The organism is Acinetobacter sp. S-1 (genome assembly GCF_059579785.1).
In genome coordinates this window covers 129,238-143,104 of sequence record NZ_CM184207.1, presented here as the reverse complement: position 1 = coordinate 143,104, position 13,867 = coordinate 129,238, and the positions used below count along the sequence as shown (strand labels likewise).

At 37.7% G+C, this 13,867-nt stretch carries 12 protein-coding genes and 1 pseudogene; 7 read left to right on the top strand and 6 right to left on the bottom strand.

Going from position 1 to position 13,867, the window contains the following annotated elements; genetic code table 11:
• The first annotated feature begins 46 nt into the window (after positions 1 to 46).
• The 4 genes from uraD (at position 47) to AC52J8_RS00635 (ending at position 3,109) form a co-directional block, all read left to right on the top strand.
• Complete coding sequence (gene uraD / locus AC52J8_RS00650; protein WP_002121920.1) at positions 47 to 550, top strand: 2-oxo-4-hydroxy-4-carboxy-5-ureidoimidazoline decarboxylase; 504 nt, start codon at positions 47 to 49, stop codon at positions 548 to 550.
• Entirely contained in the window at positions 547 to 870 is a 324-nt protein-coding gene (uraH, locus tag AC52J8_RS00645; RefSeq protein WP_005066767.1) for a hydroxyisourate hydrolase, read from the top strand. Before uraD ends, uraH begins: the two co-directional genes overlap by 4 nt.
• Before the next feature lie 24 nt (positions 871 to 894).
• Positions 895 to 2,262: a nucleobase:cation symporter-2 family protein gene (locus AC52J8_RS00640; protein ID WP_086399903.1), complete on the top strand. Its 1,368-nt coding sequence runs from the start codon at positions 895 to 897 to the stop codon at positions 2,260 to 2,262.
• A gap of 121 nt (positions 2,263 to 2,383) precedes the next feature.
• Positions 2,384 to 3,109, top strand: a complete 726-nt coding sequence (locus tag AC52J8_RS00635; protein ID WP_002121976.1) for an outer membrane protein OmpK — start codon at positions 2,384 to 2,386, stop codon at positions 3,107 to 3,109.
• 52 nt (positions 3,110 to 3,161) lie between these two features.
• On the opposite strand, the gene hpxO is transcribed toward AC52J8_RS00635, so the two are convergent.
• Positions 3,162 to 4,319, bottom strand: a complete 1,158-nt coding sequence (hpxO, locus tag AC52J8_RS00630; protein WP_057069017.1) for an FAD-dependent urate hydroxylase HpxO — start codon at positions 4,317 to 4,319, stop codon at positions 3,162 to 3,164.
• Between the two features lie 199 nt (positions 4,320 to 4,518).
• On the opposite strand from hpxO, the gene alc reads away from it, so the two are divergent.
• Together alc and AC52J8_RS00620 are read left to right on the top strand one after the other, a co-directional pair.
• Complete coding sequence (alc, locus tag AC52J8_RS00625; RefSeq protein WP_086399902.1) at positions 4,519 to 5,529, top strand: allantoicase; 1,011 nt, start codon at positions 4,519 to 4,521, stop codon at positions 5,527 to 5,529.
• Positions 5,526 to 6,029 carry an ureidoglycolate lyase gene (locus tag AC52J8_RS00620; protein WP_197738997.1) on the top strand — a complete coding sequence of 168 codons (504 nt, stop codon included), beginning with the start codon at positions 5,526 to 5,528 and terminating at the stop codon, positions 6,027 to 6,029. The genes alc and AC52J8_RS00620 overlap by 4 nt, the downstream gene beginning before the upstream one ends.
• A gap of 120 nt (positions 6,030 to 6,149) precedes the next feature.
• Here the strand turns inward: AC52J8_RS00620 and parE are convergent, their stop codons facing one another.
• Complete coding sequence (gene parE / locus AC52J8_RS00615) at positions 6,150 to 8,033, bottom strand: DNA topoisomerase IV subunit B (protein WP_005804402.1); 1,884 nt, start codon at positions 8,031 to 8,033, stop codon at positions 6,150 to 6,152.
• Between the two features lie 14 nt (positions 8,034 to 8,047).
• Positions 8,048 to 8,629 (bottom strand): YqiA/YcfP family alpha/beta fold hydrolase, encoded by a 582-nt coding sequence (locus AC52J8_RS00610; RefSeq protein WP_017387585.1) that lies wholly within the window; start codon positions 8,627 to 8,629, stop codon positions 8,048 to 8,050.
• A 211-nt stretch (positions 8,630 to 8,840) separates the two neighbouring features.
• Here AC52J8_RS00610 and AC52J8_RS00605 point away from each other — a divergent pair, with 211 nt between their 5' ends.
• A complete protein-coding gene (locus AC52J8_RS00605; RefSeq protein WP_002121854.1) occupies positions 8,841 to 10,184 on the top strand; it encodes a PGAP1-like alpha/beta domain-containing protein in 1,344 nt (447 codons plus the stop codon).
• 64 nt (positions 10,185 to 10,248) lie between these two features.
• Here the strand turns inward: AC52J8_RS00605 and AC52J8_RS00600 are convergent.
• The 3 genes and pseudogenes from AC52J8_RS00600 to AC52J8_RS00590 form a co-directional block, all read right to left on the bottom strand.
• Positions 10,249 to 10,580 (bottom strand): annotated as a pseudogene (locus AC52J8_RS00600) (SH3 domain-containing protein); the annotation flags it as partial.
• 263 nt (positions 10,581 to 10,843) lie between these two features.
• Entirely contained in the window at positions 10,844 to 11,524 is a 681-nt protein-coding gene (locus tag AC52J8_RS00595; protein WP_203080008.1) for a hypothetical protein, read from the bottom strand.
• Positions 11,521 to 13,866: a hypothetical protein gene (locus tag AC52J8_RS00590; RefSeq protein WP_086399899.1), complete on the bottom strand. Its 2,346-nt coding sequence runs from the start codon at positions 13,864 to 13,866 to the stop codon at positions 11,521 to 11,523. Before AC52J8_RS00590 ends, AC52J8_RS00595 begins: the two co-directional genes overlap by 4 nt.
• Position 13,867 lies beyond the last annotated feature (1 nt).

Below are 13,867 nucleotides of genomic sequence, written 5' to 3'. Positions count from 1 at the left end.
GTTATTGCTAAAACTCCATATCAAGACAACGAGTTTAGGAATAACAGTGTTTTTAGCCGAGTTTAATCAAGCCCCACCAGAACAACTCAAGACTTTGTTAAAAAACTGTGTCCACATTCAAGCATGGGCCGAAAAAATCATCTCAAAACGCCCCTATTCAACAAAAGCATCTCTTTTGGAATATGCAGAACAATTAAGTCAAATGTGGTCATGGCAAGAGATTCAAGCAGCTTTAGCAACTCATCCAAAAATTGGTGAACGCGAAGCTAAAAAACAACTCAATGCAAAAGAGCAAGATTTTTCATCTAAAGAACAAGCTGGCATTTCTTTAGATGAACAAACACAACAAGCTCTGCTGCAAGGTAATCTTGATTATGAGCAAAAGTTTGGCTTTATTTTTTTAATTAAAGCGGCAGGCCTCAGTAGTGATGAAATTTTAAAAAAGCTACATGAAAGACTAAAAAACGACTTAGCTATCGAAAAAACAATTGTACATGAGCAACTCGCAGCGATTGCTCTATTACGTCTATCTCAGGAAATACAAGCATGATCAGCACTCATATTTTAGATACGAATTTAGGTAAACCAGCTGCAGACGTAGAAGTAAAGTTGTTTCATGCAGCAACCCATGAACTGATAGCGACCGCAACCACCAATCAAGATGGTCGAGTGAGTGATTTTGGCATAACAGACTTTGCAGAAGGTGCTTATCAACTTGAATTTGAAATTGCTCCTTATTTTTCATCGCAGCAAGTCAAAACTTTTTTCCCGCGTGTTTGTATCCAATTTTTCATAGAAGACATCAATCAGCATTATCACATTCCTTTATTGATCAGCCCATTTGCTTACTCCACTTATCGCGGTAGCTAACTCAGATATAAATAGGAGAAAAATATGAATTATCAGCAAAAAAATGCGATTTCTCCAGAGCATGAATATTTAGGAATTTCCAAAAGTTTTGCTTACGGCTTACAGCATGTGCTGACCATGTATGGTGGCATTGTAGCCCCGCCCTTGATTATTGGAACGGCAGCTGGCTTAAGCTCAGCACAAATCGGAATGTTAATTGCGGCTGCGCTATTTGTAGGTGGATTGGCAACACTGATTCAAACCATCGGTACCAAATATCTAGGCGCAAAATTACCTCTCGTACAGGGTGTATCTTTCGCGGGTGTGGCCACCATGGTCGCCATTATCACTACAGGCGGTGGTTTACCTGCTGTCTACGGCGCGGTCATTGCTGCATCTCTAATTGGACTGTGTCTTGCACCTTATTTTTCTAAAATTATTCGTTTTTTCCCACCTGTTGTGACAGGATGCGTCATCACGATTATTGGTCTATCTTTGTTACCTGTCGCGATTCGCTGGATGATGGGTGGTAACAATAAAGCACCTGACTGGGGAAGTGTAGAAAATATCTCTTTGGCCTTACTGACTTTAGGCATTGTGATTGTTTTAAATATGTTGCCGCAAGCCAGCATTCGTCGCTTATCGATTTTATTGGCTATTGTTGCTGGTACTGCCCTCGCCTATTTTATGGGCTTTGGTGATTTTAGTCAGGTAAGCTCAGGCGCATGGCTGCAATTTCCACACTTATTTGCATTTGGCTTACCGACTTTCGAATTAAGCGCAATCTTGTCGATGTTGATTGTGACTTTAGTCATTATGACGGAAACCACAGCCGATATTATTGCTGTCGGAGACATTGTAGGAACTGAAGTCGATTCAAAACGTATCGCCAATGGTGTTCGTGCAGATATGTTCTCAAGTGCTTTTGCGCCTATCTTTGGTTCTTTCATGCAAAGCGCTTTTGCCCAAAATGTTGGACTGGTTGCGATTACAGGCATCAAAAGCCGCTTTGTAGTCGCAGCAGGTGGTGTCATTCTGATTATTTTAGGTCTACTACCTATTATGGGTCGTTTAATTGCAGCGATTCCAATGCCCGTACTTGGTGGTGCAGGTTTGGTCTTGTTTGGGTCGGTTGCAGCGAGTGGAATTCGCACTTTGGCAAAAATAGATTATAACGATCAGAAAAATTTAATTATTGTCGCAACTGCTTTATCAGCTGGGATGATCCCAATTATTAACCATGAGTTTTATGCTCATTTCCCGGTTTGGGTACAAACTTTGTTCCATTCGGGCATTAGTTCAACATGTATCTTTGCTATCTTGTTGAATTTATTATTTAATCATTTACCTTCATTTCGCAGTTCGCGTACCCCCCATTTAAGCCAAACAATAAATACAAGAAATACTCATTAAAGATTTAATTTTTAGCGCCCCACTTCGGTGGGCTTTTTTTTAACCATTGATCAAATTTGGCTTCATTTTTGCTTAAGACCCTGTATCCTTAGCGTGCTTTATTTGGGGGGAGATCATTTAAATGCAATTAAAGCAACTTGCGGCGACTTGTGCCTTGTTATCTGCAACTGCCATGGTTCAGGCGAAACCAATCTGGCAAGATTTTAGTGTGACTGGACTTTATGGTGAAAACTATGAAGTTGTAGATGACAAAGAAACTACGATTACTTTGGAATATGCAGCAAAAGTTAAATACGCTGATGTGTTTTTCTTTATGGACCGCATGCGTGGTGAAAATGACCACAAGAGTACTTACTTTGAGTTATCACCACGTCTAAGTTTAGGCGAAGTGTCTGGTAAAAAACTGTCGTATGGCCCAATTAAAGATGTACTCATTAGTACTACTTGGGAAGGTAACAGTGAAGACGGCAACAACTTCGACAACTTCCTTTATGGTTTTGCAGTTGATTTAGATATCCCATATTTCCAATATGCAAATTTAAACTTCTACCGTGCAAATAATGAGAACATTGACGACGATTATCAAATGACATTCGTTTATGGTATTCCATTAAAATTAGGATCTGAAGATTTCTTGGTAGATGGTTTCCTTGACTGGTCAACTGCTGAAGGCGACCATGCGAGCGAGTTAAACTGGACAACTCAGTGGAAATGGAATGTGGGTAAACACATTTCTCCTGATACACGCCTATACCTCGGTATCGAGCACTCAGTGTGGAACAACAAATTTGGTATTAAAGGTGCCGACGAAAATAACGTTAGTGCATTGGTTAAATACCACTTCTAAAATCCAAATTTAGAAGATAAACAGCAAGGAAAATTCCTTGCTGTTTTTGTTTTTAATCAAGTGGATTACCCACAATATTGCTAATAATTCCCTGCATAATATGTCCACCTTGTTCACGGCGTAATTCTTCATACCATGCTTGTGTAACAGCTTCATCTTTCATATGTGTCACATCACAACGTTTGCGTGCGCGAAGCACCAACTCATTAGCACGTTCATTGCGCTTGTTTTGATAGCGACGTAAAGCATCCTCTAGCCCCAAAGTATTAATTTGCAGAGAACGCGCTAAATAAATCGCATCTTCCATGGCTTGGCAGCCGCCTTGCCCAATATCAGGTGTCGTGCTATGTGCAGCGTCACCCAAAATCACTACACGACCTTTATAAAACTGTGTAAACGGTTCAATATCATGGATTTCTACCCGATTGGTTTTTTGCGGGTCTAAGCGTTCAATAAGCTGCTGTACGGGTTGGCACCAATCAACAAAATATTGTTTTAAAAGTTTTTTATATTCATCTCGATTATTATCTAACCCTGCTGGTAAAGGCACATCTAAAAAGAAATAGAACTTTCCATCTGCAACTGGCATTAGGGAGGCACGCTTGCCTTCGCCCACATAAGTCGTCCATTGCTGGGCTGGAGCTAAATCTTCAGATATTTCAACCAAGCCATTCCAGTTTACATACCCTGCGTAACGGCGCTGCACTTGCTGCCCCAATACATAGGTCCGTGTAAGTGAATGAGTGCCATCCGCCCCAATTAATAGATCGGCCTGCGTTGAGCTACCATCTGCAAAATGAACTTCTACAGAATCAGCTTTGTCTTCAAGGCTGACCATTTTTTTGCCTAGATAAATCTGATCACGACCAAATTCATCCATCAACATATTTTGTAAATCAGCACGTGCAACTGGATAAGGTCGTTGGCCCACTTCTTCAATTAATGGCAGTAAACTGAATTGTGTCATCACATCTCCAGTTAAACCGTCCACATAGGCCAAATCATCCATTTGTCCACCAAGTTTGGCGATTTTGTCAGTTAATCCCAGATAGTTCAGACATTTCACACCATTCGACCACAGCGAAATTGCCGCGCCGACAGGAAGAATTTTTTCAGTTTGCTCAAAAATGCGAACTTGGTGACCAAATTTCTTTAATGCAATGCCTGTGGTTAGACCTCCCATTCCTGCACCAATAATCACCACATTCATAACACTCTCCTATAGATATTCACCTATAGGGTGCTTATGCTAAAAACATGCCATCGTTCAAAATTTATTTAGCTTTTCCACAAAACTGGCATGCACCATGCTTATATATTTATGTATAAAACTCGACTTGGCACGCTCCGTGTTAGCGCAGTTTTAAATGAAAAATCATGTTTTTAACAAGAAATACGGATACTCCACTATGGCAACATTGCACGCTCCAGCTTTTGAACTTCCTGAGATTTTGAATACGAAAACCAATTTGGCAGATGCCCGAATTGGTGCACAAGTCATTGAGTGTTCAGATGATTTCTTTGCTGAAGCAAAACGTATGCTGCAATTTGATGCACCTATTTTTGTTGAAGATAAATTTGATGACAACGGCAAATGGATGGATGGATGGGAGACACGCCGTAAGCGTCACGCAGGTTATGATTGGTGTATCGTGAAGCTTGGTGTAAGCGGAAAAATCACTGCTCTTGATATTGATACCAGCTTTTTTACAGGAAATTATCCTGCATCTGCATCATTAGAAGCATGTTATGCACCAAATGGGGACCTGACAGGGGCAAAATGGGAGAATGTTTTAGGAAATACTGAACTAGGCCCGAGCCAGCATCATATTTTTATGATCAATAATGATGCACTTTTCACTCATATACGCCTTAATATTTTCCCAGATGGCGGTATTGCCCGTTTACGTGTCTATGGTGATGTTCATATTCAGGTAACTGATAGTGAACAAACTCTCGATTTATTGGCTCTCGAAAATGGTGGCCGTGTAGTTGCCTATAGTGATGCGCACTTTGGACATCCGCGTAATTTGATTAACCCAGGCCGTGGCGTCAACATGGGCGATGGATGGGAAACCAAACGCCGCCGTGCACCGGGTTATGACTGGTGTATTCTTGCGTTGGGTAAAAGCGGAAAAATTGAAAAGCTTGAAATTGATACAGCTCATTTTAAAGGAAACTTCCCTGCCCAAGTATCTATTCAGGCGGTTTACCTCGAAAATGCAACCGATGCACAGTTAATTCCTCAAAGTATGTTTTGGTCTTACTTACTAGAAGCCCAACCGATGCAAATGGATCATATTCATGAATATGTGAATGAGATTTTACAGCATGAAAAAATCTCGCATATTCGTATTAACATGATTCCAGACGGTGGTATTAGTCGTGTTCGTTTATGGGGAAAAATTACCAAGTCATGATCATGAAGAATGTTCAAATTCAGCCATTAACCATTGAGAACTTTCAGTCCTTTGGAGAAGTCATTTGTTGCGATGGGCATGACTTTTTTCATATTAACGATGCCCACACTGAGCGCTATCATGCGCTCGTTGAAACTGAAATTGAAGGGGAAGCAAAGGCAGGAATTAGTATTTTCCGTAATATTAAGACCAGTGTGCTGCCTCTGGAAATTTCAATGCTAGAGCGCCATCCGAAAGGCTCTCAGGCATTTATTCCACTACAGCAACAAAAGTTTTTAATTATCGTGGCACCCGCTTTGGACGAAAATACTCCTGATATTTCAAAACTATGTGCTTTCGTCTCGAATGGAAAGCAAAGTATTAATTATCGGGCAGGCACATGGCATCATCCTTTGCTTACCTTCGAGGCACCAAGTGATTTTGCAGTGGTGGACCGAATTGGAGGTGGAGCAAATTGTGATGTTTTTCAATTTCCACAGGTTATAAAAATTACGACCTAAATTAAAATATACAGATCTGTCTATTTTAATTTAATAGTAGAAATCGTTGTGGTGATTTCCAACAATTTAGATTTACATAAAAAAATCCCCGCCAATTGAGCGGGGATTTTTTACGCCTTTTTAGACAGTGATATCAGCTAAGTTACCCTTCTGCTCAAGCCACTGCTTACGATCTGCCGAACGTTTTTTCGCAAGTAACTTGTCGAGTAAACCTGCCGTTAGATGCACATCATCTAGATCGAGCTGAACTAAACGACGCGTGTTCGGATCCATCGTGGTTTCACGTAGTTGAATCGCGTTCATCTCACCCAATCCCTTGAATCGGGTAATTTGCGGATTACGATTACCTTTAATATTTTTCAAAATAGTTTCAAGTTCATCATCATCAAGCGCGTAATGAACATCTTTACCAATGTCGATACGGAACAATGGTGGCATTGCCACATACAAATGTCCTTCTTCAACCAATGCTGGGAAGTGTTTAACGAATAAAGCACAAAGCAAAGTCGCAATGTGTAAACCATCCGAGTCAGCATCGGCCAAAATACAGATTTTGCCATAACGTAATTCAGATAAATCATCACTGCCTGGGTCTACACCAATCGCAATCGCAATGTCGTGAACCTCTTGGGAAGCGAGTACTTCATCTGAAGAAACTTCCCATGTATTTAAGATTTTTCCACGAATTGGCATGATCGCCTGAAAGTTTTTATCACGCGCTTGCTTGGCACTACCACCTGCTGAGTCACCCTCGACAATAAATAACTCACTGTCCTCACGTGTTTGACCAACACAATCTGCCAATTTACCCGGCAATGCAGGGCCGGAAACAATTTTTTTACGCTCGACTTTCTTGGCTGCTTTTAAACGACGACCTGCTTTAGAAATCGCCATTTCTGCCAGCTGCATGGCAATTTCAGCATGTTGGTTGAGCCAGAGCGCGAAAGCATCTTTAGCAATATTTAAAACAATATTTGATGCTTCTCGACTCGAAAGACGCTCTTTGGTTTGACCTGAAAACTGCGGTTCTTGGAACTTGAGCGACAAGATATAGTTCACGCCATCCCAAACATCTTCTGCCGAAAGTTTAAGGTTTCGTGGCAACAGGTTGCGCAGCTCACAGAACTCACGTAACGCCTCAGTTACCCCAGAGCGCAAACCGTTCACATGAGTACCGCCTTGTGCAGTTGGAATTAAGTTGACGTAACTTTCTTGAACCTGTTCACCGCCTTCCACATTCCAACAAATCGCAAATTCACATGCCGCACGGTCTGCCTGACCGCTGCTTACAAATGCAGGGTTTGGCAAAATTTCGCGGTCTTGCAATTCATCCATCAAATAATCGACGAGGCCATTTTCAAATTGCCATTCGATTTTTTCATCGTTAATTTGATCGATATAAGTAATTTTTAAACCAGCTGCTAAAACAGCTTTCGCTTTTAAATTATGTTTAAGTGCTTTTAACGCAAATTTTGGACTATCGAAATATTTAGCTTCTGGCCAAAAATGTACCGTTGTACCTGTCGCACGTTTCGGTGCTTTACCCTCAAGAACAGCTAAAGGTGCTACTGGTTCCCCTTGCTCAAAGGCCATCTGGTATAAATTACCCTGACGCTGAACTTCAACCTCAACACGTGTAGATAAAGCGTTTACAACCGAAATCCCCACACCATGTAAACCACCTGAAAACTGATAGTTATCGGTACTGAATTTACCGCCTGCGTGGAGCTTGGTCAGAATGATTTCGATACCACTTTGACCATATTCAGGATGAATATCGACTGGCATACCACGGCCATTATCTTCAACCGACAACGAACCATCTTTATAAACCGTGACACAGATTTTGTCGGCATGACCAGCTAATGCTTCATCAACAGCATTATCAATAACTTCTTGGGCTAAATGGTTAGGTCGAGTCGTATCGGTATACATCCCTGGACGACGACGAACAGGGTCTAAACCAGAAAGAACTTCAAGCGATTGAGCCGTATATTGTGTCACGTTGTACGTTTTCCTTATTTGATGGTGTGCGCAAAGAATTCGATCACTAACGGTAATTTTTCTTCAAAATCTTCCATAGCATGATTGCCATGAGCATCCGTCAAAATCAATGAGGATGGCGTTGCAGCACTATAATAGCGTTGTGCTTGACGATAATCCAAAATTTCGTCGCCTTGTTGCAATAAGACGAGTATTTTGTCGGCATTTTCAGGTTGTTTCAGTTCCAGTTGTTGTAACTGCCGTAACTGAACATGGTCAATTGACCATTGATCATTCACCACATAGGGCATACTTTCAACTTGAAATAACTCATCAAACAGTTTCCATGGTTGCATAGCAGGGTTAATCAGTACAGCTGGAACATTATATTTCGCGACAAAATATGTCGCAAAAAACCCGCCAAGGCTACTACCAACTAAAGCCACGTCTTGTAACGATTCAATAAGCGCTGAAACTTGCTCAACCACTAGATCAGGAGATCTGTTTAAATCTGGCAAATGCACATTTATGCCCAATTCGCTACAATACTGCTTAAGGCTCAGCCCTTTAATTGAAAGAGAGCTACTATTAAAGCCATGGAGGTAGATAATATTCATATATTTTCCCTCTAAATTGAGAATAAACTCACATTTTTGTTCTCAGTTTGTATATAAAAACACTATTGTCAGACAAGAAAAACCACTCAACTAACCATTCATCAGTATTTTAAAAACATGTGTTATTTAAACTACTAAGATGGAAACGTTAGCTGCCGTTGATAAAAAGTACAGCTTAAAACGTCGGTTATAACGTATATGGGGAAAAGATATGCCGAGCTTAACACCACTACATGAAACTTATTGTAAATGGGATCGTACGCCACCTAGTCAGGCAGACGTATTAGAAGGTTTAGCTCAACTGTTCAGCACCAGCTTAAATGGTGTACATGAATTAATTCAAGTTATTAATATTGAAGTATTAAAAAATGCTTTTGGTGTGAGTACACAAAATGCTAAAAACTTTCAAAAACGACCATTTGTGCAAAAGGCATATCAGTTTTCTTATGGCGCTTTACAAAAATATGGGAGTTGTTTTTTAGCGCCAAGCTTACGTCACATTATTGAAAAATATCCTACACTTCACGAAAAACCACTCACCCCAAGCCTACATTTTTTAGTCGGTATTTTGAATGGGATTTTTGGGGATTATCTACTGAAACAGCATAGCCCCCTCGCTTTACCCATGGTGCTATACGATCACTACGGTGCAATACAACAAGGGGAACTTGCAGGCCGTATCGTGATTTTAGCTCATGGTTTATGTATGAACCATCTGACTTGGTCAAATGCACACTATGGCGGCATTGGTGAGCGCCTGTTAGCGCAGCGTGACCATAACACCATGTTGTATTTAAATTACAACACAGGTCGACGCATTTCAGCTAATGGACGCAGTTTTTCAAACTTATTAGAAGACTTGGTCCAACGTAATCCAAGAATTACCAGCATTGATATCATTGGCCATAGTATGGGCGGGCTAGTCTCTCGTAGTGCCTTATTTTATGGCAAACAAAATATGTATCAATGGATTCATATGGTCGAGAATCTAGTCTGTATTGGCTCTCCACATCATGGGGCAGTTTTAGAGCGCTTTGGCTTTACCATACAAGATAAACTTGGGGCTTTCCCTTTTGTCGGCTTACTCGGTCAACTGGTTAATATTCGCAGTAATGGTATTTTAGACTTACGTCACGGCAGCGTTCGTGATGATGATTGGGAACATATGGATGCCCGTATTGGTATGATGGATGATAACCGTGCTCCTGCTCCACTGCCTTCCCATATCAACACCTTTTTAGTAGCAGGGACCTTAGAATTTGAAAAGGTCCGTAATAAAGCATTGACCGTAATTGGCGACTACTTAGTGAGTGTAAAAAGCGCGCTAGGCGAACACCCTAATCCACGTTTTCAGCTTAAAGTTCCAGATTCACATAAAGCCGTGTTTTATGGCTTAAATCACTTTGAAATTCAGTATCACTCAAGTGTTGCCGAACAGATCACTCGCTGGTTATATCCTCATGTGAATGATTATGTTCAAGAGGGTATTCAAACTCATATTATTGATATGCCGAACTATAAGCTCGAAGATTTAGAAGGAATTGTAGAGACGTAAAAAAAGCCCAACTTATGTTGGGCTTTTTTAATTAATTAGCTTTTGTAGAAGAAAGAAAATATTTTTAAATTTCAACCTTCCAAGCTTTATTGGCAATTACTTTTCCATTTTTTATATTTAAAACAATATTGTAAACTGCTGCATCACCATTATTAAAAGTATTTAAAATATAAATATTATTATTTAAATAATATATTTTAAAATCAGCAAGCTCGTTCTTGTCTCCATCTATACCATTGTTAGGAAAAAAGTATTGCTCTATATCATTTTACCAATTTCTATTTTCTTATCTTTATCCTTAATTATGATTTTATCAAGTTGTAAAAAATCATTATTAGGTAAAGTACCATCAGTACCAAAGAATTTTTTATCATTAAAATACTTATATTCACCCTCTGCTAAAATAAAATATATTGAAACATTTAATACTTAATTTTGAACATCAACTGTTTTACGTAATTTAATATAAAATATTTTAGTTAAATATAATTAATAGTAATATATACCATCTTACACCTAATCTTATTACTTAAATAAGATTAGGTGTAAATAATATTATTCTCATATTAAGTATTTAGTCTCTCTAATTTATAAAAGTAAAAAAACTTACCACTCTTGGCATAAAGTTAAAGAGTTAATATAGTAAAAAACAACCTTGGTTATAACTCTGGAATTTCTTTAAAATAAATTTTTTCCTTATCAGAACAAACGCTATAGAACATGCCTGAATAATTATTCTTCGGATCTAAATCTTTCAGATAACTTTTACAATCAAGTAAAAGCTGCTTATTTTTCTTTATAAAAGTTAATTTTTGATATTGTTTGAAAGAGTAACCATCATAGAAGTCATTAATTATATACATATCTTTTCTATAGTTTTTCGAGGGAACATAATCAGAGTTATCACCACTACCTATAGAATTATAGTTTCCTAAAGTTTGAAATATCTTATTAGTTTCCATAACTAGATTATTTTCATTATTTGTAACTATTTTCATTTGTGCCCATCCCATCTCAACACCTTCTGAAAAGATATTTTTATAAACAACATAATATTTATTATCTTTTATTTTTATATAAAATTCATCTACCGGAGGCTTATAAGCAAATAATGCATAGCTGTTTTGATTTTTTGTATAATTAAATTCATTACAAGTGTTTTTTAAATTGCATTTTTTATATGAATAATAAATTGTATTAGCTGTATTAGCTGTATTAGCTGTATTAGCTGTATTAGCTGTATTAGCTGTATTAGCTGTATTAGCTGTATTAGCTGTATTAGCTGTATTGAAACATCCAGAAATTAATAAAACTAGTATTAATAATAAAGTATTTTTCATTGGGTTATCTCTATATGCATTGCACCTTCTCCAGGTTCATCCCCAGAAATAAAGCCACTAATGATACCATTAAGCTTAGCATCCTTACAGGCTTGCTTAAATTTTTTCCCTTGTGCATTCAAGTGACTATTAGTACCAAAACCATTACTATTTAATCCTATATCTACTACATTAACCTTGTTATATTGTTCAGTACTGACACAATGTTTGGAAACTTTTTTATTTTGTTTTTGTAATTCAATAATTTTCTCTACCATTTTACTAATAGTTTGTTCCTTCCTCATATTCTTGGCTTTACATTCATCTCTGACTCTTTTTACTTCTTCTCCCGGCGCAGTATACCTAATATTCTGACTATACATTGCATTAGCTTGGGATTCAGCTGTTCGAATTGTGCTTGTTATATATATTTTATTCATTCCCGCTTCTTTAGCTAAAAATGCTAATATTTTTTTGGTTTTTTCAGAAACAATATTTCGTCTCCACTCTTCATTCACGCCGCTAAATAGAACACTTACTCCTTCAACCTTAGCTACTTCTGCTTTTTGAATTTTCAAATTAATCGTTGCCATACTATTTTCAATTTTTCCATCAAAAATAATTTTCTCTTTATTGGATTCCAAAACTATAATTCTAATAGATTCATTTATTACCCCCTTATGAATTTTTTTACCCAGCCCATTTGCACCACTGACATGACTACGTTTTGTTCCTTTATACTCAACAATATAACTACCACCATTAAATAATTGATTAGTTTTAACGTCATAAGTTAAAACTGTAAATTCAACTTCTCTACTATCATTAACCACCATTTTGGGATGACCATCTTTACTTATCGCAGTGTTTTCATCTCTTTTAGGAGTAGAGTCATGAGTTTCAACTGGTTGTTTATGTTTTGATGAAGGAACTTGTTGTTTAGATTGAGCTAGTTCTACAACTTTAGTCCCTGTCTTTATATTTTTTGATGCTTGCTCTATTGCTGACGAGTCAACATCGATAACACGAAGCGATTTATTTTTATCAACTTTGATAGTCAATAAGTTCCGTTCATCTCTTAATTTATAATTCAGCTCGAATCCTGGCATTGCACTAACAGTTATCTTTCCATTACCATCAGTCTTTTTTTGCTTTATCTGATTTCTATATTTTTGAATTAAATTCAAATTTGTTATAGGTTTTTTCGTATCTTTATGTCTAAAAAGAATATTAAAAGTATGTAAATTAAGCTTTATCGTCTTTTCGCCCATACCTTCTTGTGCTGTAAAATGAATAATTTCTTGTTTTGAGTCTAGCCCACTAATTAAAAATGTAATCTCCTCGCCACTTAATGCTGTTAAGCTATTTTCAATACCATTAGCACCTACCCTATGCTTCTTTTCTGCATTTTTATATTTTAGAAAATAAGAAAAATTTGGAATCGGTTTATTTTCACTGTCTATGACTTTAATACTAAAATTAATATTTTTTTGCTGATCATTACTTTTACTTACTTTCGCGTTTTGCTCAACACTTGCTTTATTTTCTAATTTCACAGGCTCCGGTTTCTGCGAAGGAGTCGGTTGTTGGGTATGTATATCTGTTTGGGATTTGATTCCGCTTATACCATTTGCAACCACCAAAACTGCAGAATGATTTTTACCATCAGCAATTAATAGTACTGGCTTTTGATTATTATCAACAACAGGTTTTCCATCAACGGTAATCCTTGCTCCCCATCCTCCTTTCACTAAAATAGATCTAATTTTTCCTTGACTATTTGTCAATAAATTACTAAGAGTTGGCACTACTTTTGTTTTTTTGTAACCAACACTTACTCTAGAGTTAACTAATGGGCTAGCACTTTTATCTACAAATTGCACGTAAAACCGTGATGTACCTTTGTATCTATGCCAACTCATATCATCATTTTCAGTGCCTTTTATTTCAACTTTTTCTGTTTCAGAGTTTATAAATGCTGGTGGATACTTATAAATTTTTGGCTTATCTTTATGTAGTTGTGCTTGTGCTTTTGGGCTCCAATATAGCACGATGCCATTTGTAAAATCCTCTTCTTGTCTATTATAAATTGGTGACACTAAATCAATAATATGCTGAGTAGATTTAGAAATTTTATTAGATTTCATTTCCAACCTAACTTGTCGAACAGCATCAGTTTCATCTGTTAAAGCATCAAAATCATTTTTTAAATATCCCATTATACTTGTGTGTTGAGCCCATTCACCAAAACCTATTCTGTTCATTATACAATGTGCAACGGCTCTCTTTGAAATATCTCCACAAATACCCGCTTCGCCTTTTATAGTTGCGATAAAATCAATAAATTCTTCAGAATAACTCATC